The sequence below is a fragment of the Streptomyces sp. NPDC056296 genome (assembly GCF_042268605.1).
In the GTDB taxonomy this organism is placed as follows: Bacteria; Actinomycetota; Actinomycetes; order Streptomycetales; family Streptomycetaceae; genus Streptomyces.
Genome location: NZ_JBHJRX010000044.1, coordinates 43,649 through 64,169, shown reverse-complemented (window position 1 = coordinate 64,169; position 20,521 = coordinate 43,649). Strand labels below are relative to the sequence as shown.

Annotated in this window: 20 protein-coding genes and 4 pseudogenes; 18 read left to right on the top strand and 6 right to left on the bottom strand. The window is 69.6% G+C overall.

Features of this window, described 5'->3' with window-relative positions; all coding sequences use genetic code 11:
* Positions 1-163: 163 nt before the first annotated feature.
* The gene (locus ACFCZF_RS28775) at positions 164-1,045 is read right to left on the bottom strand and encodes a ScbA/BarX family gamma-butyrolactone biosynthesis protein (protein ID WP_376674103.1); all 882 of its coding nucleotides are present in this window, start codon (positions 1,043-1,045) and stop codon (positions 164-166) included.
* Between the two features lie 165 nt (positions 1,046-1,210).
* On the opposite strand from ACFCZF_RS28775, the gene ACFCZF_RS28770 reads away from it, so the two are divergent.
* The 3 genes from ACFCZF_RS28770 to ACFCZF_RS28760 all read left to right on the top strand — a co-directional run bounded on the left by ACFCZF_RS28770 (position 1,211) and on the right by ACFCZF_RS28760 (position 3,553).
* Positions 1,211-1,834 (top strand): ScbR family autoregulator-binding transcription factor, encoded by a 624-nt coding sequence (locus tag ACFCZF_RS28770; protein ID WP_376674102.1) that lies wholly within the window; start codon positions 1,211-1,213, stop codon positions 1,832-1,834.
* Positions 1,831-2,685, top strand: a complete 855-nt coding sequence (locus tag ACFCZF_RS28765) for an NAD(P)H-binding protein (RefSeq protein WP_376674101.1) — start codon at positions 1,831-1,833, stop codon at positions 2,683-2,685. Before ACFCZF_RS28770 ends, ACFCZF_RS28765 begins: the two co-directional genes overlap by 4 nt.
* A gap of 109 nt (positions 2,686-2,794) precedes the next feature.
* Positions 2,795-3,553, top strand: a complete 759-nt coding sequence (locus tag ACFCZF_RS28760; RefSeq protein ID WP_376674100.1) for an SDR family NAD(P)-dependent oxidoreductase — start codon at positions 2,795-2,797, stop codon at positions 3,551-3,553.
* 11 nt (positions 3,554-3,564) lie between these two features.
* Here ACFCZF_RS28760 and ACFCZF_RS28755 read toward each other — a convergent pair whose 3' ends face one another.
* Positions 3,565-4,731, bottom strand: coding sequence for an IS701 family transposase (locus ACFCZF_RS28755; RefSeq protein ID WP_376674099.1), 1,167 nt, complete (start codon positions 4,729-4,731; stop codon positions 3,565-3,567).
* A 272-nt stretch (positions 4,732-5,003) separates the two neighbouring features.
* On the opposite strand from ACFCZF_RS28755, the gene ACFCZF_RS28750 reads away from it, so the two are divergent.
* The 9 genes and pseudogenes from ACFCZF_RS28750 to ACFCZF_RS28710 all read left to right on the top strand — a co-directional run bounded on the left by ACFCZF_RS28750 (position 5,004) and on the right by ACFCZF_RS28710 (position 12,245).
* Positions 5,004-5,600, top strand: a complete 597-nt coding sequence (locus tag ACFCZF_RS28750; protein WP_376674098.1) for a TetR family transcriptional regulator — start codon at positions 5,004-5,006, stop codon at positions 5,598-5,600.
* 219 nt (positions 5,601-5,819) lie between these two features.
* Positions 5,820-7,208 (top strand): LuxR C-terminal-related transcriptional regulator, encoded by a 1,389-nt coding sequence (locus ACFCZF_RS28745; protein WP_376674097.1) that lies wholly within the window; start codon positions 5,820-5,822, stop codon positions 7,206-7,208.
* Positions 7,209-7,950: 742 nt separating this feature from the next.
* Positions 7,951-8,223, top strand: a pseudogene (locus ACFCZF_RS28740) (TraM recognition domain-containing protein); the annotation flags it as partial.
* 95 nt (positions 8,224-8,318) lie between these two features.
* Positions 8,319-8,414, top strand: a pseudogene (locus ACFCZF_RS28735) (hypothetical protein); the annotation flags it as partial.
* Between the two features lie 58 nt (positions 8,415-8,472).
* Positions 8,473-8,604 (top strand): annotated as a pseudogene (locus ACFCZF_RS28730) (XF1762 family protein); the annotation flags it as partial.
* Between the two features lie 238 nt (positions 8,605-8,842).
* Complete coding sequence (locus tag ACFCZF_RS28725; protein WP_376674096.1) at positions 8,843-9,865, top strand: hypothetical protein; 1,023 nt, start codon at positions 8,843-8,845, stop codon at positions 9,863-9,865.
* 274 nt (positions 9,866-10,139) lie between these two features.
* The gene (locus ACFCZF_RS28720) at positions 10,140-10,976 is read left to right on the top strand and encodes a helix-turn-helix domain-containing protein (RefSeq protein WP_376674095.1); all 837 of its coding nucleotides are present in this window, start codon (positions 10,140-10,142) and stop codon (positions 10,974-10,976) included.
* A gap of 82 nt (positions 10,977-11,058) precedes the next feature.
* Entirely contained in the window at positions 11,059-11,529 is a 471-nt protein-coding gene (locus tag ACFCZF_RS28715; RefSeq protein ID WP_376674094.1) for a cupin domain-containing protein, read from the top strand.
* On the top strand, positions 11,526-12,245 hold the full coding sequence (locus tag ACFCZF_RS28710; protein ID WP_376674093.1) for an SGNH/GDSL hydrolase family protein: 720 nt from the start codon (positions 11,526-11,528) through the stop codon (positions 12,243-12,245). The genes ACFCZF_RS28715 and ACFCZF_RS28710 overlap by 4 nt, the downstream gene beginning before the upstream one ends.
* 300 nt (positions 12,246-12,545) lie before the next feature.
* Here the strand turns inward: ACFCZF_RS28710 and ACFCZF_RS28705 are convergent, their stop codons facing one another.
* Positions 12,546-13,436 (bottom strand): alpha/beta fold hydrolase, encoded by an 891-nt coding sequence (locus ACFCZF_RS28705; protein ID WP_376674092.1) that lies wholly within the window; start codon positions 13,434-13,436, stop codon positions 12,546-12,548.
* A gap of 87 nt (positions 13,437-13,523) precedes the next feature.
* On the opposite strand from ACFCZF_RS28705, the gene ACFCZF_RS28700 reads away from it, so the two are divergent.
* Entirely contained in the window at positions 13,524-14,093 is a 570-nt protein-coding gene (locus ACFCZF_RS28700; RefSeq protein WP_376674091.1) for a CGNR zinc finger domain-containing protein, read from the top strand.
* Between the two features lie 53 nt (positions 14,094-14,146).
* Here ACFCZF_RS28700 and ACFCZF_RS28695 read toward each other — a convergent pair.
* Positions 14,147-14,272: pseudogene (locus ACFCZF_RS28695) on the bottom strand (IS5/IS1182 family transposase); the annotation flags it as partial.
* A 135-nt stretch (positions 14,273-14,407) separates the two neighbouring features.
* On the opposite strand from ACFCZF_RS28695, the gene ACFCZF_RS28690 reads away from it, so the two are divergent.
* Entirely contained in the window at positions 14,408-14,959 is a 552-nt protein-coding gene (locus ACFCZF_RS28690; RefSeq protein WP_376674090.1) for an AAA family ATPase, read from the top strand.
* Between the two features lie 97 nt (positions 14,960-15,056).
* Here ACFCZF_RS28690 and ACFCZF_RS28685 read toward each other — a convergent pair whose 3' ends face one another.
* Complete coding sequence (locus ACFCZF_RS28685; protein WP_376674122.1) at positions 15,057-15,299, bottom strand: amidohydrolase family protein; 243 nt, start codon at positions 15,297-15,299, stop codon at positions 15,057-15,059.
* A 163-nt stretch (positions 15,300-15,462) separates the two neighbouring features.
* On the opposite strand from ACFCZF_RS28685, the gene ACFCZF_RS28680 reads away from it, so the two are divergent.
* The 4 genes from ACFCZF_RS28680 to ACFCZF_RS28665 all read left to right on the top strand — a co-directional run bounded on the left by ACFCZF_RS28680 (position 15,463) and on the right by ACFCZF_RS28665 (position 18,756).
* Positions 15,463-16,320 (top strand): TetR family transcriptional regulator C-terminal domain-containing protein, encoded by an 858-nt coding sequence (locus ACFCZF_RS28680; RefSeq protein ID WP_376674089.1) that lies wholly within the window; start codon positions 15,463-15,465, stop codon positions 16,318-16,320.
* Between the two features lie 66 nt (positions 16,321-16,386).
* Positions 16,387-17,280, top strand: a complete 894-nt coding sequence (locus ACFCZF_RS28675; RefSeq protein WP_376674121.1) for a 3-keto-5-aminohexanoate cleavage protein — start codon at positions 16,387-16,389, stop codon at positions 17,278-17,280.
* A gap of 28 nt (positions 17,281-17,308) precedes the next feature.
* The gene (locus tag ACFCZF_RS28670; RefSeq protein WP_376674088.1) at positions 17,309-18,280 is read left to right on the top strand and encodes a 3-hydroxyacyl-CoA dehydrogenase NAD-binding domain-containing protein; all 972 of its coding nucleotides are present in this window, start codon (positions 17,309-17,311) and stop codon (positions 18,278-18,280) included.
* Positions 18,277-18,756, top strand: a complete 480-nt coding sequence (locus tag ACFCZF_RS28665; protein WP_376674087.1) for a thioesterase family protein — start codon at positions 18,277-18,279, stop codon at positions 18,754-18,756. The genes ACFCZF_RS28670 and ACFCZF_RS28665 overlap by 4 nt, the downstream gene beginning before the upstream one ends.
* A gap of 79 nt (positions 18,757-18,835) precedes the next feature.
* Here ACFCZF_RS28665 and ACFCZF_RS28660 read toward each other — a convergent pair whose 3' ends face one another.
* Complete coding sequence (locus ACFCZF_RS28660) at positions 18,836-20,464, bottom strand: MFS transporter (protein WP_376674086.1); 1,629 nt, start codon at positions 20,462-20,464, stop codon at positions 18,836-18,838.
* Positions 20,465-20,521: the final 57 nt, after the last annotated feature.

Below are 20,521 nucleotides of genomic sequence, written 5' to 3'. Positions count from 1 at the left end.
AACTCCAACTGGCGGGGTGCCGCACGAAAAAAAGAAAAGGACCCGACCAAGAGCGAAACACCGACGGATGGGGCCCCCCCCCCCGCCTCCCCCCCCCACTGCCGTGCATGAGGCGCCGCTGACTACGCCTCCTCTGGTAGCTGTTGCAGCCCCGGGACCACCCTTACTCCGTATGCCCCTCAGCGAGTGTGACCGTGCAAGAGAACAGCCCGCGGCCGCCCTGGCTGCCGGTTACGGAGAACCGCGAACGCCCCATGGCGTCCCGCCCGGACCGTCGAGCCTCGATCCAGCTGGGGGCGTCCAGTTCCGCGTACCGCTGGAACCGCGTGTCCATCGCCGTCACGCACGCGGCCTGCCGGTCCGCCAGGGCATGGACCGCCTGCCTCGCCGCTTCGAGCATGAGCATGCCCGGCGCATGATCGACAGGATGATCGAAGAGCACGGGATGCCCGGTGTCGACCCTCAACTGCCAGCGGTGCGGGGCGTCGCCGGGCGCCAGGACGACGTGACGGGGGTCTGTCCGGCCCGTTACGTAGGCGGGGATGCCGGACGGCACCGGTATGGGCCGCACAGCGGCCGGGTCGCCATGGTCACCCCGCAGCCGCAGGTAGACATGCGGAGTCTGGACCGTGAAACGGCTCGTGGCTGCCGCCAGCGGCATCCCGTCGCGCACGACGTCATAGGTGAGCGATAGCGCCACGACGCTCCCCCGGCGGCGCACCACCTCGTTCGCCGCCACCTGGAGTTCGAACTCGGTTGACGCGCCATCGGCGCGCAGCACCTCGGGGTTCGCGCACCAGGAGTACGTGTCCCAGACCAGGTGGTGACCGAAAGGGACTCCGTACGCCTCGTGACAGAGCAGCGGGAACGTCTGGCGTATGGTCTCACTGAGCAGCAAGGGGTCGCGACGGCCGTCGCGCACCGTGTAGAAGGAGTGGTCCCCCGGCCAGCGTGCGGTGACGACGAACCGGTCTTCCCCGGTACACCGCCATCCGGTGAGCAATACCTCCGCGGCGTTCCTCTTGTGCACGGACTGCTGCGACACCCTGGACAGGCTCTGAACGACAGGAACGAGGGTCAACGGCCTGGACAACGTCACTCCCAACCGAGCGGAACACGGCATAAACGGTGACTGCGCTGGACTGCGTGATCAGTCGGTGTAAACATAAAGGACGTTCTATTTGCTGTCGAGGATGGTCCAGGCGGAACGATGACGCGACCGACCCAAGAGAGAGCTCTGCGCACCCGCGAGGCGTTGATGCACGCCGCGGCGGAGGTGTTCGACGAGTACGGCTACGCGGGAGCGGGCATCAACCGCATTCTCGAGCGGGCGGGAGTCACAGCCGGGGCCCTGTACTTCCACTTCAAGTCCAAGGAGGGCCTGGCCATCGCCATCATGGGCGCACAGCCCCAGCAGATAGAGTCGAAGCTGACCTCCCACGGACTGCAGCGGCTGGTCGACATCACCTTCGTGTGGGCACTCGAACTGCAGGTGAACCCCCTTCTCCGCGCGGGTGTCCGCCTCTCGGTGGAGCAGGGGAGCTTCGGTGTCCACGACACCTCTTCGTATCTGGGCTGGCGGGAAATAATGGCCGCATGCCTTCAGGTGGCCGAAGACGAGGGCGAGTTGCTGCCCGGGGCGCGTACCGAGGACATCGCGGAGTTCCTGGTCGGCGCGTGTACGGGCATCCAGCTGTACTCCCAGCTGGTAAGCGCCCGACGGGACCTGCCGGAGCGCACCGTGCGCATGTGGCGGATGCTCCTGCCCGGGATCGCCTCCTCCGAAACGATCGCCCGCATGGACCTGGACGTCCACCGAGGTGAGGGGAGGTGAGCCTGCGCATCGCCGTCGCCGGGGCAGGTGGCACCGTCGGGCGCCGCCTCACCTCGATACTGGCCGCCGACCACGACGTACTGGCCTTGACCAGATCCCCGGTACGGGCGGCGCGGCTCGGGGTCAGGGGCCGCCTCGTCCCCGCGGACTTCGGTGTCCGCGCCGGCCTGGACCGCGCCCTGGACGGGGCGGACGCGCTGTTCGTCGCGACCTTCGATCCGATGGACCCGCGTCACGACGAGCATCTGGCGTCCGCGGCCAGGGCTGCCGGGGTGGCGCATGTGGTGAAGCTGAGCGCCCTCGCCGTCACCGACCCGGCCGCACAGGACCTCGTCACCCGCTGGCAACGGGACTGCGAGCAGCTCTGGCAGGCTTCGGGGCTGACATGGACGTTCCTGCGGGCCCGCGCCTTCATGTCCAACTGCCTGGCCTGGGCGGGCGCCGTGCGCTCCGGTGCGCCGGTGGCGACTCTCTACGGTGACGCTCCCAACGCCTGTGTCCACCCGGCGGACCTCGCCGAGACCGCAGCCCGCGCGCTCACCGGCCCCGGGCACGCCGGCCGCGCGTACGCCTTGACCGGGCCGGCGGCCGTCTCGGCTCGCGAGCAGGTGGCGCACCTCGCGCAGTTGCTCGACCGTCCGCTGCGCCACCAGGAACTGTCCGAGCAACAGGCCCTCGACAGGTGGTACGCCCGGTATCCGCAGGCGCTCGCCCACGCGCTGCTGGAGAGCGCCCGCCGCCAGGCCGCAGGCGCGAAGGCGTCCGTCGCGCCGGACGTGAGACTAGTCACCGGTCGCGCGCCGGCCACCTTCGGCACCTGGGCACGCCGACACCTCGACGCGTTCCGCTGAGCACGCGGCACGAGTGCGAACGACGGCCGCACGGCACGAACCGGCGGCGAGCACAGGACATTCGACGACCCCGCCGGGGTGAGGCCCCGGCGGGTGGAGGGACCCACCCATGTTGCTGGACGGCAAGACCATCATGATCACCGGGTGCTCCAGTGGTATCGGAGCGGCCGCGGCCCGGCTCTTCGCGGCCGAGGGTGCCAACGTGGTGCTGATGGCCCGGCGCGAGGAGCGACTGCGCGCCCTGGCGCAGGAGATCGCGGATGAGGGCAGCGAGGCACTGGTGGCGGCGGGTGACGTGTCGCGCACGGACGACGTCGACCGCGCGGTGACGGCCGCGGTGGAACGGTTCGGTCGGCTCGACGCGGCGTTCAACAACGCCGGGTGGGCATCGGTCGGCCGTCTGCTGCACGAGACCGACGATGCGGACTTCGACCGTGTCATGGACGTGAACGTCCGGGGGGTGTGGAACTGCCTGCGCCGGCAGATACCCGCGATGCTCGCCGACGGGCGGGGCGGGTCGATCGTGAACGTTTCCAGCGTGGCGGGGGTCCAGGCACCCGGTTCGGGCGCGCCCTACGTTGCCGCGAAGCACGCGGTCCTGGGGCTGACGCGCGCGGCGGCGGCCGAGTACGGCGAGCGGGGCGTCAGGGTCAACGCGCTTGTGATGGGCAGCGTCCGGACCGAGCTGATGGACCAAGTCCTCGACAAGGCCCCCGAGCTGGAACACGCGTTTGTGCACCGTTCCGTCCAGAAGCGCATGGCGGCGCCGCGCGAGGCCGCCGAGGCAGCCGCCTGGCTGTGCAGCGACCGGGCGTCATTCGTCACCGGGGCCGCCATGGCGGTCGACGGGGGCTGGACCGCAGCGTGATCCCCGCCCCGTCACGCGCTCAGGCGATCCATCACGGGACGGGGCAGCCTGCTGTAGGCGTACGCGGCGGACACCATCGTCATGTGATGGTGCCAGCCCGGGAAGGACCGCCCCTCGAAGTCCGTCAGCCCGAAGCCTTCACCGAGGACGCGGACGGTGGACCGCACCGCCCGCAGCCGACGCATCAGTGACAGCACGTACCCCGAGTCCCGCCGACGCAGCGAGCTGATCCAGTACTGAGGCTCGTGCGGTCCGCCCGGGAGACCGAGGGCGAACAGCCGGTAGACGGGCTCGACATTGCCGGGGGTGGCGTGATGGGCCCCGGGCAGGCGCACCGGCGCGGAGCGCAGCCGTGACGGCCCAGCTCCGGCGGCGTATCGCGCCGGCACGCCCTGGGGCCGTTCGGCGCCGCCCCGGCCGATCAGCTGCTCGGCCGTCGACACAGCGGCGAAGACGGGTGAGCCCACCCTGCGGGCGAGTTCCACGGGCTGGTCCGGGTGGACCCGCGCGAGGATCTCCCGAGTGCGGTCTGCCATGGCGGCAGTGAAGCCGGTGAAGTCCCCGGTGGCCGTCAGGTCGACGACGAGCGGCGCCCGTCTCCCGCCCGACAGCGCGTCGGCGGCGTGCGCCATACCGACGGCTCGCTCCCATGCCGACGCGGCACCGACCGTGTCGGGGATCCGCGCCCGCCGCCGCAGCGCCTCGTCGTCGCACCACCCTCCGTCCAGTACGAGGCTCCAGTCCACGGGAATCGCCTCCGCCTCGGAGGCCAGGAACAGGCCGATGCCCACCTGGCAGTTGACCGTCGCTCCCAGTTCGGGCACGAAGCGGCGGTGTACGCCGACCGACCGGTCCCCTCGTTTCACGGACACGAAGGTCCCCGTGACCCAGGCGTGGTCCGGGAGACGCTGGGCCGCCGCCCGCGCCAACGCGGCCCGGGGGTCGCGCCAGTCCCACGGGCTGGACGTAATGAACTGCTGCAGTGCCTGCGCGATGTCCGCCTTTCCGGACGCCTGAAGCGCGATCCGCTTCATCGTCTTGCGGCCCGGTGTGTTCAGCAGCCCGCACAGGTACACGCCTGCCCAGCGCCTTTGGTCGGCGCGAGGCAGACTACCGAACACGGTCTGTGTGAACTCGGCCAGCGGCCGCCCGCCGCGCTCCGGCAATGGTCCTGCCATGCAGGGAGTGAGCATGGTGTGCGCGTCCCCCTCGAAGCGGTTATGAGATCCTCGACCGCCAAGAACATAGCAAACATTCTCTTTCTTTGAGGTCCCGTTTCAGCCGATTGCTCGCCGATCCGCCCTACTGGACTTGCCATGAGCGACAAGTAGGTGGAATGTTTGTCTCAACATTCGGACTTCCGTCATGGGCCCGTCACCCGCGCGTACCGCAACACGCCCGGCCCGCACCGAGCAGCGCACGAGGGCATCCGTTGGGAGAGAAAGTCGCAGTGAAGCAGGTACGAGCCCTGCGTACGCGTCGCCTGATCCTGCAGGCCGCTGCCGACGAGTTCGACCGCCAGGGTTACGCCGGCACACCGCTGACCTGCGTGATAAAGGCCGCCGGCATCTCCATGGGCGCGCTGACCTTCCACTTCCCCGCCAAGCAGGACCTCGCGGACGCCGTCCAGGCGGCGGGCATCGAGATGACCCGACAAGGTACGGCCCACGCCCTCGATCTGCCGGTCTCCCCTCTGGCCAAGGCGCGTGCGCTCGCCCTGGCGATCGCCCGGCTCCTTGAGCAGTCCACCATGGTCCGGGCGGCGGCACGGCTGACCCGGGAGCGCTCGGCCGACCGCCCGTGGACGGGCGCATGGCTCATGTGCATGACCGAGCTGCTGAGCAGAGCACACGAGGAGGGGCGGCTGCGCGGCGAGGTGACGCCGGAGGCATTTGTCGAATCCGTTCAGTTCCTCATCACGGGCATCGAGGAATACGCGCGGTGTGCCGTTCCGGGCGCGAAGGGGGGCGGCACGGCCGTATGCCGCGCTGCACGCGCATGGGACCTGCTGCTGTACGGCGCCGCGTGTACCAACCGGGCCGGTTAACGGTCAACTTGACCAAGTAGACGCGAGCTCACCGTCCGCGCTTGCGCCGTAGCCTGCCCCGCGTGAACGTTTACTCGGCAACGACGCCGACGTACGGCCTTTCGCACCGCCATCACCTCTTAGCGGTGACCGCCCTGGCGCACCCTCGACCGACCAGAGCACTGGCTCTACGACCCAGTTCTCCTCTTCCATTCCTTGTCGACAGAAGGTGGCTGACACGTGAACACAGTACTGGAGGCCGGACCACGCCCTCTACACGGTCGCGTACCGGTGGTCTCCGCGCTTCGTCATGCGATCCGGTCCGCGCACCGGACGGGTGGCCTGCGGATCTCCTTCGAAGGGACACCGGGCCTGGGCAAGTCCCGCCTACTCGCAGAGGCGGGCGCCATAGCGGAGGCGGCCGACGCGACGGTGATCCGCAGCCTGCACCGAACTCCGGAAGTCTTCGACAGCCCCCTCGTCGTGCTGCTGGACGACATCCATTGCTCGGACACGGCTGATGTGCGAGCGCTGGCCCAGATGCAGCTAAAGGCTACGGGAGTACCCGTCGTGTGGTGCACCGCCCGGCGTTGGGGCAGGCCCAACAGCCCGTTGGACGTTGCTCTGAGCTCTCTGCCGGAACCCCACCGGCTGTTCCGGCTAGGCCCACTGGACGACCGGGCGGCCCGGGAGATGGCCCACGACCTACTCGGCGCAGAGCCGGAGGCGGCAATCGCCCGTATGGTGTCGTGCGTGTCCGGCCACCCCCAGGCCCTGCGGGTCCTCCTCGAAGGGTTCCTGGAGGAGGGCCGGGTGGAGGTCGGCTCGTTCGCGCGCCTGACGAGCACCGGGCTCCCCGAGCAGTTCCGTGGACTGGTACGACGGTATCTGCAGGACTGCTCGCCGTCCTGCAGTCATATGCTCCTTGTCGCCTCCGTTCTGGGCACCCACTTGGCCTTCGGAGAACTCGCAGAGGCGCTCGGGGCGAAGCCGTCGCGTCTGCTGCCCGATCTCCAAGAGGCCGTCGTCTCCGGCCTGTTGGTCCAGGACGGCGACGACGTGCGGTTCGCGAACGGGCTGTTCCGCAACGTGATCCTGAGCGGCGTCCCCGCCACAGCGCAAGCTGCCGTGCGCGAGCAGGCACACCACCACCGTGCGACTCACAGAGACGAGACGACCGAGCACTCAGGCAGGCACACACGACATAGGGCATGGGACTTCTCGGCCCGCCCTGCGAGAGCCCTGACGGCGCTGCCTCCGCTCAACGGGGACATCGCCGCACCCGCCATGCGGCCCGTCCCCAAGGTCGTGACCGTCCTGAACGAGCACTTCGCAGCCACGGCCGGGAACGCCTCCGCGGAGGGCTACGCGGTACCGACCCCGACCGGCATACCGGGCTGGGACCTGCTGACGGAGAAGCAGGTCGTCATCGCCGACCTCACGGTGCAGGGGCTGACGAACAAGGAGATCGCCGAGCGCCTCTACCTGTCCCCTCACACGGTCAATTACCACCTACGCAAGATCTTCCAGGCCCTGTCGATCCGCTCCCGGACCGACCTGGTGCGCCTCACCCACACCGAATCCGCCAGCCCTGCCCCAGCTCACGAATCCCGTCCGGCGGCCGGCTAGCGACAGGCGCCCGGCAGCCCTTTGCCACCGACGGAGGACACGCGGCGCAGCCGGGTCGAGGCACCCGGCCGAGCGTCGGTCCCCGTGCCGAAGGCCCGGTCCGCCTCCAGCGGGGGGCGGTCAGGCGGACTCGCCGAGAGAAACCGTTCCATGCCGATCACTAAGGCCCCTCTGCACGGTCGCAACGCTGCGTCTCGCGGTACTCGACTGCCAGCGCGACGTCGTTGGCGATTTCGGTGTCGAGCGCACGGCTACAGGCCACGCACGGAATTCCCCGCACCCCTCCGCCCCCCGTAGACCGAACCAGCCCCGGACCAGGCTGCTCCGCAAACCACCGGCAACTCCGACCGCCCCGCCGGGCACGACGGTGGCTGGAGGGCCGCGTGTACGGTCAGCCATCCACGAGCATAGACAGTGCATTGGAGTTGCAGGAGCGAAGGGCGTGTGTCAGTCGATCAGCGTGGAGTTGCCGGGCCACACCTGCGCGGCTTCTCGTCGAACGTCTCTCTCACACACCGATCACCAACTACGTCGACTCCGCTGGACTTAATCGCTCTGACCTGGGTCTATACGGTCACCTTGGACTGACCTAGACGCCCGAAGACGGCATCTACAACCTGTGCCATGTGATACCGAGGGACGGCCCCAGGATCAGAACCGGAGCGTCCTCCGGCCCGTCAAAGCGGTATTGCAGGGTGTTCGGCGGTGTCTCACTCACGCCCCAGAGCCTCTCACGTCTCATCTTCAGTTCTACCGCCAGGGCCAGAAGGTCTGGGGAGACGCGGGCATGGACGCCATGTGGTCCGCTTCGACCGTCAAGGTCATCGGCTCCGGCATCGACGACCCCGACTTCGCGGACAAGCTCAGCCGCTTGATCGGTGACCACGATGTGCAGACCACGTCCACCTCTCACTCGGAGTCCGGGAATTCGACCTCGGTCGACATGCGGCAGGAACGGATCCTGCCCGCCGACGCGATCCGCGCCCTGCCCAAGGGCACCGCACTGTGCTTCGCCCGGTGATCGCCTTCGAGGCGCGGGCAGACGCCGCGGACAGCTCCTCCGCTCCTGGCTCCCGGTACCACGGCCGCAGGTCGAGCAGCGAGGCCCGCATGCCGGTCCGCTCCCGTGAGGCGAAGGACTTCGTGCGCGCCTGGCACCGTCACCACTCGCCGCCTGCGGGACAGATCTCCGCGGTCGGCGCCGCCGACGAGACCGGCACGCTGCGCGCGGTGGCCATCGTCGGCCGACCTGTGGCCCGTCACCTTGGACGACGGCGCCACCCTCGAAGTCACCCGGACCGCCGGCGACGGCGCCCGCAACGCCAACTCGGCGCTCTATGGCACCGCGTGGCGGGTGGCGAAGGCCCTCGGGTACCGACGGCTGGTCACCTACACGCGGGACGGCGAGAGCGGCGCATCACTGCGCGGCGCCGGGTGGCGCGGGATCGCCGGCCGGCCGCGTGGCTGCGAACGCGTCGAGCCAGCTGCCAGTCCGAGTTGCCCAGGTGCAGTCAGCTGTGACGTGACGCTGTGTGAGGCATTCCTGGGTCGTAGAAGGTGCTCAACCGATAGAGGGACGCGGATCGTTCTGGCAGTTGATGTCGCGCCGCTGCGGTCGGTGCGACGTTCGGTGCATGGACGGTGCGACAGAGACGACGAGAGCGCGTTGGCGCACGTGGGGGCAGCAGTGGCCATGCTGGGTGGGCCGGGCCACGCTGGCGTGGGCGGTGGTGTACGCCGGCTTCGGCCTGGCATGCGCACTCAGTGGGACGCCGCTGTTCTACCTGGGCGGCGACCACCCGGGGCCCTCGGCGCTGGGCTGGGGGGTCGTGGCGGTGGGGTCGCTGGCGGCGGTCGCATGCGGTGCGGTGGCGCGGCTGGGGCCGCGGCCAACTCTGCGGGTGCTGCTGTGGGTGGGCTGTGTGCTGGCCGGGATCGCCGCGTTCGGCCTGTTGATGGACGTCGTCACACTGGCATTCGGTCAGGGGGTGGACAGCGGGGTGGCCGCCGCGCATCACGTACTGGCGGCGGCCGGGGCCCTGCTGCTCGCTGCCACCGCCCGATCCGTCCGCCGCCCGTCCGCCGCGACCCTGGTAGCAGCCTCGTCCGCCGCGTCCCGGCCGGTGCTACTCACCGCCTGCGCCGGGACGGTGGCCTTCCTCCCCTACGCGGCGATGAAGCTCATCTGGACATCCGGCGGCACCTTCGCCGGGATCACCGGCGAGGAGATGCTCGCGATCTCCAAGCGCAACGGTGCGTCGGGAATCTGGCTCACCCTAGAGTCCTGGGGCTTGGATGCCACCGTGCTGCTGGCCGCGCTCGGCGTCTTCCTGCTGTGGGGCCTGGTCCGCCCGTGGGGCCGGACCTTCCCGCGCTGGACGCTGTGGCTGCGCGGTCGGCGCGTCCCCCGCTGGCTCCTCCTGGCCCCGGCCTTGATCGGCGCTGCCACCCTGGCTCCGTACGGGGTCTTCGGGGTCGGCTACGCAGCCCTGGCCACGGCCGGCGTGGTCACGATGCGGCGCGGCGACTTCCACTCCTCGAGCGATGCGCTGCTGGTCGGCTGGATCGGCATGGCCGCGTTCGCCGTCTACGGGGTCGCGCTGATTGTCGCTACCCGCTCGTACTGGCTCCGGACCCGTTCCATGCTTCCGGCATGACCAGTGCCTTTCACTAGGAGCATCCCGATGCTGCCCTGGCAAGAGACCACGGTGCCTCCCGAACTCATCCGGCCACCGCTGAAAACCGGCGAGAGGCCACATCCCCTGTCTCGATTCTCAATAACTCGGCCCTGTTCTCGTACAGCTACGGCCAACGGACAAGTAGCGCTGCGTGACGGCGGGCCGGTATGAACCGCGTCACCAGCCGCGGACGGCGGTGATCATTCCCTGGACTGTGATCTTCGTGGGCTGGGCGGCTCGTACACTGACGAAAATGGAGGACCACACGGCCACCGGGATCGGTGCACGTCCGGCGCGCGCCTTGCGGGAGTACGTCGACTCGTATGTCGGCTTCGACCTCCGCGGACTCCCGGCGGGGGTGCACTGCGGCCCGCCGGGCCGCGCGCTCACCGCGGTGATCAGCCTGTCAGATCCTTTGGAGGTGGCGGCGGGTGTTGACGACGGGTCACCGGTCACCCGATTCGGCAGCGTGGCCGGCGGTCTGATGTGCCGGTCCGTTGCGATTCACCACGACGGACGCCAGCAAGGTGTTCAGGTATCGCTGACACCGCTCGGGGCCCGGGCCATCTACGGCATGCCGTCCGCCGAGCTCGCCCACCGGCTGGTCCCACTCGACGAGCTTCTCGGAGCGCTTGCCTTCGAGTTGGTCGACCGGCTCCGATCGGCGAAAACATGGGCGGTGCGGTTCGCCGCGCTGGACGAATTGCTCCTCCGAGCTGTCGGCCGTGGCGCCTGCGGCGACCATGTGCGTTGGGTGCGCCCCGAGGTAGCCGAGGCATGGCGCCGCCTCGTCGCCGCGCGGGGTTGCGTCCAGGTTGGTGCGGTCGCCGCGGAACTCGGCTGGAGCCGTCGGTACCTCACCGAGCGGTTTCGCGATGAGGTGGGCCTGTCGCCGAAGACCTTCGCCCGAGTCCTGCGCTTCGAGCACGCGCATGAACTGGCAGCGACGCAGGATCCGCTCCCGTGGGGCGATGTGGCAACCGTCTCCGGCTACGCCGACCAGGCCCATCTCGTCCGGGACTGGCGCGAGTTCACGGGCCGATCGCCGACGGCCTGGCGTCGCGGCGAGGTCCTCCTCGGAGCCGGGTAGCCGCCAACCGTCCGCCCTTCGCGTCGGCTTCTCTTCCCTTTTCTTCAAGACCGCCCGATCGCTGTCGTGGACGATCGTCGGCATGAGACTCGTCAGCCACGAACGCAATGCCATGGACCTGCGGTCCACCCCCGTGCACCTCGGACTGGGATCGAGTGCGAAACCCGTCGAGGGTTTCTCCTGGGACCCGGAGGTGCTCCAGGCCTACAGCGCCGCGGTCGCGGCAGACGGCGCCGAGGGCCGGATGGTGACGATCTTCGACGGCGACGGGCTCGGCGACCATTGGGAGAGCCACCCTGCAGGCGACGAACTGGTCGTTTGCCTCAGCGGGTCCGTGACGGTCACCCGCGACGTGGACGGGGTGCCCGACCACGTTCTGCTCGGGCCGGGCGAGGCCACCATCAACCCGGCCGGGGTATGGCACGTGGTCGACATGGAGGGGCCGACGTCCATCCTGGCCATCACCGCGACCCTCGGCACCGACCACCGTCCGCGGACCGACACCCGCCCGACCGAACGCGTCGGCACGCCCAGCCCGGAGGAAGCGCCGTGACGACACGCATCGCGTGCCTCGGCGACAGCCTCACCCGCGCGCAGTTCAGCGTCGACTACCTGGATCTTCTCGGACGACGCCACCCGCCCGGTGACGTGCGGCTTGCCCGTTTCGGCGCCAACGGCGACTTCGCCTACAACCTCTTGCAGCGCCTCGATGCCGTCGTCACGGACCCACCCGATGTGATCACCGTGTTGATCGGGACCAACGACGCCCGAGCGAGCCTTGCCGGCTACCCCGTCGAGCAGGCCATGAAGCGCAAACAGCTCCCCGATCGCCCGTCGGCCGGCTGGTTCCAACAGTGCCTGGGAGCCGTCGTCGTACGGCTGCGAGCGGAGACCGACGCGACGATCGGTCTGCTGTCGCTACCGGTACTCGGCCAACAACTCGACGGAGCAGCGGCACAGGCATCGCAGGCGTACAGCCGGATGATCGCCGAGGTCGCCGTCACCAACGAGGTGGCCTACCTTCCGCTCCACGAACGCCAGCTCGAGGAACTGCGCCAAGCGGACCCGCCGCCGATTTCCTACCGCGAGGCGACACCCGCAGCGGTCCTCGGCGTCCTCGTACAGCACGCAGTGCTGCGCCGCAGCCTCGACACGATCTCGCGGCGGCGAGGTCTAGTGCTCACGACCGACCACATCCACCAGAACAGCCGCGGCGCCACCCTTGTCGCTGAGGTCATCGACGCCGGTCTGCTGACCCGGAGCGCGTAGCTGGTTCCGGCGCCCGGCCAGTCGGATGCCATCCACCGCGCGGAGGTGGCATCCGACCCAGGCGGTCAACGCCTACGACATCCGGCTCGTCTGGCGTAACGACCTGGCAGCAGAGTTGGCGCAGCGCCTGGAGCTGGACCCCGATACCGATCCATACCCGCGGCTAGCCGCCAGGATGGCGCTCACGACCAATCACGCCGTACTGCAACGGTGGAGCGGAAGCGGCTGAGTATCGGTATCGGCCCGTAGCTCCGGCCGCACATGCCTCGGCCGCCGCGGTTCGACGAGTGCAAACGGCAGTCAGGCCCAGGTGCGGGTGAGGAAGTCGGCAATCAGTACGGCGATTTCGGGCAAGTGGTCTTCCAGGGCGAAGTGACCGGTGTCGAACAGGTGAAGTTCGGCGTCCTGCAGGTCGGAGAGGTAGGCAAGGGCACCGGGTTCGGGGAAGAACGGGTCTCGGCTGCCCCAGGTGATCAGAGTCGGCGGTTTGTGTTCGCGCAGCCACGCCTGCCAGTCGGGGTAGGCGGCGATGTTGCTCTTGTAGTCGTAGGCAAGCGCGCGCTGCGCCTGCTTGCGACCGGGTAGATCAAGAAAGTGCTGGTCGAGCAGCCAGCCCTCGGGGGCGATCAGTTCGGGGTCGGCGGTGCCTCCCTCGTACTGGGCTCGGGTGGCGTCCAGGGTGAACAGGTCGAGGACAGCCTGCTCGGCGCCGGGGGTGTCGGGGGTGAGCGCGGTGAACTCGCGGGCCGCCTCCGACAGCCCCTCGGTGTACGCGTTGCCGTTCTGCACGATGAGGCCCGCGACACGATCCGGGCGTCGGAGCGCCAGACGGAAGCCGACGGGGGCGCCGAAGTCGAAAAGGTACATCGCGAAACGGGTCAGGCCCAGACGTTCGGTGAAGCGCTCGACGATATCCGCGAGCCGCTCGAAGGAGTAGGTGAACCCGTCCGGGGCGCGGGTGTGTCCGAAGCCCGGGTAGTCGGGAGCAATGAGCCGGTAGTGGCGGCCGAGGGTGTCGATGAGGCGGCGGAACTGGTGCGAGGCGGAGGGAAAGCCGTGCAGGAGCAGCACCACCGGGGCGTCGGGACGCTCGGGCAGGGACTCCCGGTAGAAGACCTTCACCTGATCGATCTCGACGAACCGGTGGACGGTCCGGGCCGGAACAGCGATGCGGGGTGGTGTCACGGACATCAAATCACATGCCTCTTCAGCGTGTAGTTGCATTAGTCTTAGCCCTGTCGCGGCTAACGCGTCAAGTGCGCGATGTAGCATTAGGGCATGGCTGACAGTGCACCACTGACCGGTGAGGTCCTGGCCCTGGACTTGGTCAACACCCGCCCGGTGGGCGCCTACGGGCGGGTGGATCTGCTCGCCACCCCGCGGCAGTTGTCCGACTGGTTGATCCTGGAGCGGGGCCGCCTCCAGGGAGAGGTCCGGGACACCGCACCGACCCGGGCCGACCTCGCCCCCGTCCACGCCGTCCGAGCACACACCGAAGCCGCCGTCCGGGCTTTGCTGGACCGAACGGAACCCCCCGGGTCCGCCCTGCTCGGACTCACCGAGGCCCAACGCGCAGCACCACCCGTACGCGAACTCGACTGGGACGGCACCGCAGTCACGGCCGTCCTCCGCCGCACCGGCCCCCTCGGCACCCGCCTCGCCGCACTGCTGGCGGAGGCCGCTGCCGAGCTGCTCAGCGCCCCCGCGATCGGCAGGCTCAAGGAATGCGAGGCCGACGACTGCGTCATGGTGTTCCTGTCGTCGCACCCCCGCCGTCGCTGGTGCTCCCCCACCCGCTGCGGCAACCGGACCCGCGTCGCCCGCTACTACCGGCGCCACAATCCGTAGCAGCGTGAGACACCGGCGTGCCGGGCCAGGCAGTGCACGCAGCCATACTCGCGGAACCAGGGCAGGACCAGGACCGCCTGACGGAATGTGCCCAGGGCTCGCGACCCGCGCGGAGTGTAGAGACGGCGACGCTGCGCGACGAGCAGTCGGGAGAGGTAGACGACGATGCGTCGGGGCACGTCGAGCGTGTCAGCATAGGTGGCCAACGAGAAGCTGCTGGTGGTTCGGACGTGATCTTGTGGTGAGACCTGTCCTACCAGGGACTTCACGCCCTCTCCTGAAGAGGGATCGCCGTCTGTACACGAGAGGTTCCGGTGGGCATCGAACTGGGTTCCGCAGTCGTCCTGATCACCGGTGTCATGGCGGCAGGGAAGTCCACCGTGGCGGAATTGCTGGCCGGGCAGCTGCCTCGTGCCGCCCACGTGCGCGGCGACGTCTTCCGGCGGATGGTGGTATCCGGCCGGGAGGAACTGCTGCCGGAAGAGACCGCCGAGGCCAGAGCCCAACTGGAACTACGGTACCGGCTGTCCGCGCTGGTGGCCGACGAGTACGCGGACCACGGTTGGACCGCGGTCGTGCAGGACATCGTCCTGGGGGAAGACCTGGACGGGTATGTCGCCAGGGTGCGTACACGACCCCTGTACGTCGTCGTGCTGACACCTTCCACGGCAACCGTGCAGAGTAGAGAAGCTCAACGCCAGAAGACCGGATATGGCGGCGCTTGGACGGTCGACGCCCTCGACCGGACTCTACGCGAGGAGACGCCGCGTATCGGGCTCTGGCTGGACACGTCGGAGCAAACCCCGGTCCAGACAGTCTCGTCGATTCTCGACAACCTCTCCACCGCCCGAGTACAGGCCGACTGACCGAGGCTGACGACCTCTCGGACGGCATACGGCTCGAGGTGTCGGTTGGTCTCTGCCCGAACAGCCCAGCGGCCACCCGGTAACCCGACTGCCGAACTCACGGCCCGGCATCAGTCGCAGGGCGACCCGTGAGCCAGTGTTCCAGCGCCTGGGAGGGCGTGATCACGGGGTAGTTGGTGCCGAACAGCACCCTCCTCCGGCCTCGGTCACGCAAGTAGTCGACGAGCTCGCGCGGGTAACGGCGGGCGGTGTAGGCGCTGGTGTCGATGTGGACGTGCGCGTGCTTGTCGGCCACCGCGATCATTTCCGCGGTCCACGGGTAGCCGATGTGACCACACACCTGACAGGCCGGCAACGGCAGCAGGGCCCAAGCGCACGGCGAGTGGAAGGACGTGGCGCACTTCTGACTGGCATGTCAGTCAGGATCTCAATCCTGCCTTTCAGCAGCAGCTTCTCGTCCCGGGTTGTTGAGTTTTTCGCATCGCACCTCTAAGGTCGTGCCTGTGGAAACCGACGATGTTCGCGAAGGCGCACCGACCGCCGACGCCGCCGCCCGCGTCCGCGAGGTCATCGCGGCCGCCGGCGTCAGCCAGCGCGAGTTCGCGCGCCGTGTCGTCATGGATCCGTCCAAGCTCTCGCGTTCGCTGAGCGGCACCCGCCGCTTCACGGCCGCGGAGCTGGCGCGGATCGCCGACGAGGGCCGGGTCGACGCGGGCTGGCTGCTCGGCACCCGTCCCCGCGAGGAGGCCACGGCGCCGGCCACCGGCGTCGAGGGCGGGCGACCGCTGCAGATCGTCCGCGAGACGGTCCGGCTGATCGCGGAGCACGGCTTCCACGCGGTGCGGGTCGCCGACATCGCCCGCGCCTGCGCCACCAGCAGCGCAGCGATCCATTACCACTTCCCGGGCCGCGCCGAACTCCTGGAGGCGGCCGTGCGCTGGTGCATGGACGAGGACACCTCGCGCCGTGCCGCCCGTCTCGCCGAGGCGGACGACGCGGCGGCGGAGCTGCGCCAACTCATCGCGCTGCAGACGCCGCGCACCGCGCAGCAGCGCCGACAGTGGGCGGTGTGGCTCGACCTCTGGGCCGAGGCCGCGCGCTCCACGGCGGTGGGCCGACTGCATTCCGAGTACTACCGGCAGTGGCGGGAGACCGTCGCCGACGTCGTACGCCGAGGTGTCGGACAGGGCGTGTTCCGCGCCGAGGTGGATCCGCAGGCGGCGGCACTGACGCTGACCGCGCTGATCGACGGCCTGGCGACACACGTCCTCTCGGTGAGCGGGCCCTCGTCCGCCGGTGCCGCGGACGCGATGCACGAGGCGCTGACCACCCACGTCACCCACACGATCCTGGCTCGGTAGGCCAGAGGCCACCGAAGTCCCGTACCCGCCCCTGCCCTTCCGGGAGGCTCCCCCATGCCCATGCCCATGCCCATGACCGAGAACGTCATCATCACCTGTGCGCTCACCGGCGCCGGCGACACCGTCCGCAAGAGTCCCCACGTCCCCGTCACCCCGGAGCAGATAGCCAGGAACGCCGTGGAGGCGGCCGCCGCCGGAGCGGCCGTCGTCCACATCCACGTACGCGACCCGGAGACCGGCGATCCGTCCCGCGACCCGAAGCTGTACCGGGAGGTCGTCGAGCGCATCAAGGAGACCGGCACCGACGTCGTCATCAACCTCACCGCCGGCATGGGCGGCGACCTGGTCATCGACCCGGAGGACCCGCTCACCCACCTCCCCGGCACCGATCTCGTCAGCGGTCTGGAGCGCCTTCCGCACGTCGAGGACCTGCTTCCCGACATCTGCACGCTGGACTGCGGCTCGCTCAACTTCGGCGACGGCTCGAACCTCTACGTCTCGACGCCCGACATGCTGCGCGCGGGCGCGCGGCGCATCCAGGAGCTGGGCGTGCGGCCCGAGCTGGAGATCTTCGACACGGGTCAGCTCTGGTTCGCCAAGCAGTTGCTCGCGGAGGGCCTGCTCGACGACCCGACCGTGTTCCAGCTGTGCATGGGCATTCCGTGGGGCGCGCCGGCGGATCCTGGAGTGCTTCAGTCGATGGTCAACATGCTGCCGGAAGGGGCGCGTTGGGCGAGCTTCGCGCTCGGCCGGATGCAGATGCCGTGGGTCGCGCAGTCGATCCTGCTCGGCGGGCACGTCCGCGTGGGCCTGGAGGACAACCTGTACCTCGGCAAGGGCAACAAGGCGACCAACGCCCAGCTCGTCGAGCGGGCCGTGACCCTCACCGAGTCGATCGGCGCACGCGTCGCGACTCCGGACGAGGCTCGCGCCACTCTCGGCCTCAAGCCGCGCCAGTAGTCCGCCGCGACGACGAAGGATCTTTTCCGTGAACTCACCCGAGACGACCTCACCCGAGAACGTCCGCCGTGTCGCCTGTGTCGGCGCCGGAGTCATCGGCGGCGGCTGGGTCGCCCACTTCCTGGCGCGCGGCTACGACGTGACCGCCTGGGACCCGGCGCCCGACGCCGGGCGGAAGCTGCGCCGCCTGGTCGACGCGGCGTGGCCGGCGCTCACCTTGCTGGGTCTGGCCGAGGGTGCGTCGACCGACCGGCTCACCGTGACCGACACCCTCGAACAGGCCGTGGCCGACGCCGAGTTCGTCCAGGAGAGCGCGCCCGAGAAGCTCGACCTCAAGCGTGATCTGCTGGCCCGCCTGGACGCGGCGACACCGCCCGGCGTCGTCATCGCCTCCTCCACCTCCGGCTACCCGATGACCGACATGCAGACGACGGCCGCGGACCCGTCGCGCCTGGTCGTCGGCCACCCGTTCAACCCGCCGTATCTCATCCCGCTCGTCGAGGTAGTCGGCGGCGAGCGCACCGACGCGACGGCGGTCGCCTGGGCCTCCCGCTTCTACGAGGTCGCGGGCAAGTCCGTCATCACGATGGACAACGAGGTACCGGGCTTCATAGCGAACCGCCTCCAGGAGGCCCTGTGGCGCGAGGCGCTGCACATGGTCGCGAGTGGCGAGGCGACGGTCCGGGACATCGACCTGTCGATCACCGAGGGTCCCGGGCTGCGCTGGGCGGTGATGGGGCCGATGCTGACCTTCGCGCTGGCGGGCGGCGAGGGCGGCATGGCGCACATGCTGGACCACTTCGGCCCGTCCCTGAAGTCGCCGTGGACGCGCCTCGAAGCGCCGGAGCTGGACAAGGAGTTGTACGACGCCGTGGTGAGCGGCTGTGACGAGGCGGCGGACGGCCGCTCCATCGCGGACCTGGTGGCCGAACGCGACCGGGGCGTCATCGAAGTGCTGCGCGCCACCGGCCGCCTGGACCGCGAGGAGGGCTCCCGGTGACGAGGCTCCCCCTGTTCCACAGCACGGTCCGCCAGGAGTGGATCGACTACAACGGCCACATGAGCGAGGCCTTCTACGTCCTCGTCTTCGGTCATGCCACGGACGCGCTGATGATCGAGACGGGTCTGGACTCCGGGTACCGCGAGTCCACGGGCTGCTCCCTCTACACGGTCGAGTCCCACATCCGCTTCCTCCGGGACGTGCCCGAGGCCGCCCATCTGGCCATTTGTACACGCGTGTTGGGAGCTGCGGCACGCAAGGCGCGCTTCGTGCACGAGATGTACGTGGTGTCCGAACCGGAGTCGGCGCCGGCGCCGGACGCGGCCCCGGTGGCGACGACCGAGCTGCTCGCGGTCCACGTCGACCAGCAGGCGGGCCGGGCCGCCGAGTTCCCGGCCGCGGTCCGGCACCGCTTCACGGAGCTGACCGAACCGGCTCCGGACTGGGCGGGCCGCTCCATCGCCGCCGTGGCCTGACGCGCAGGGCGGCGAAGGGCGCCTCGGTGTTCAGCTCCTTCCGGTGACCTCACCGGTACGAGGAGCGCGGCCGGGTCGGCTACCGACCGGCATGGTGTACACCGGACTCGTCGTGCTCCGCGCCCTCGGCTGCCACCTGTGTCTCCGCCGCCTGCCCGCGAGCCGCCCGGCGACCGGGCAGGACCGCGAGGACGATCACCGCTCCGGCGGCCATGACGATGCCGCCGATGAGGCTGGTGTGCGCGACACCGTGGGCGAACGACTCGTGCACGGCGGCGAGGAGCGTCTGCGCCTGCTGGGCGCCACCGGCCGGGTCCTTGGCCACCTGCTCGGCGACCGCCAGTCCGCTGCCCACCGAGTCCTGGGCCGCCTCCAGCGCCGGGCCCGGCAGGCGGCCGCCGGCCAGGTCGCCCAGCTTGTCCTGGTACGCCGTGGCCAGCAGGGAGCCGAGGACGGCGATGCCGAGGGAGCCGCCGAGTTCCAGCGAGGTGTCGTTGGCGCCGCCGCCGACGCCCAGTTGGGACTCGGGGAAGGAGTCCATGATCGTGTCGGTGGCCGGGGAGACGCTCAGGCCGATCGCGAAGCCCAGCAGCAGGAGCGACGGCAGGAAGTCGCCGTACGCCGAGCCCTTGTCGATCTGCGTCAGCAGGAAGACAGCCACGGTCCCGATCACCATGCCGGGCACGATCACGGCCTTCACCCCGAGCTTCGGCGTCAGCTTACCGGTGACTGCGGCGCCGGCGAACACGGCTCCGGCCAACGGCAGTAGCCGGACGCCGGTCTCCAGGGCGTCGTAGCCGAGCACGAACTGCAGGAACTGGGTGGCGTAGTAGATCGAGCCGAAGATGCCGAAGAAGAAGAACAGCACCGCGAGCATCGAGCCGCTGAAGCCGCGCAGCCTGAACTTCCGCACGTCCAGCATCGGGTGCGGGTGCCGCAGCTCCCACAGGGTGAAGGCGACGATGCCCACGCCCGCGACCACGGCCGCGGCGACCGGGGCGGTGCCCCAGCCGAAGTGCGGTCCCTCGATGATGGCGTAGACGAGCGCGCCGACGGAGACGATCGACAGCAGACCGCCCACGTAGTCGATCCGGCCCATGCCCTCCGCCTTCGACGGCGGCACGAGGAGCACGGCGCCGATGACGGCGGCCACCGCGATCGGCACGTTGATCAGGAAGGTCGAGCCCCAGGCGTGCTTCTCCAGCAGCCAGCCGGCGACGACGGGGCCGACGGCGATGGCGAGACCTGAGGTCGCGGTCCAGGCCGTGATGGCCTTCGCCCGCTCACTCCTGGGAAACATGGCCACCAGCAGGGAGAGCGTGGCGGGCATGACCACCGCGGCTCCCACACCCATGATCGCGCGCGCGGTGATGACCAGGTCGGTCCCATCGACCACACTGCCCATCACGGAACCGCCGGCGAAGACCAGCAGGCCCGTGACGAGGGCGCCGCGGCGGCTGTACTTGTCGCCGATCGCACCGAGTACGAGCATCAGCGCGGCGTACGGAACGGTGTAACCGTCGATCACCCACTGCAGGTCACTGCTGCTCAGCCGCAGATCCCGGGTCATGTCGGGGGCGGCGACGATCAGGGACGTATTGGCCATGACCACGATCAGCAGGCTCAGGCACAGAACGCCCAGCGCCCACCAGCGCCGTGGGTACGGCCCTGCCATCCGGTCGACAGGTGTATTGGCCGGCAGAGGCACGGAGACTCCAAGGGGACGCATTACTTGCACATCAATGAGCAGAGTAATTGCCTGCAC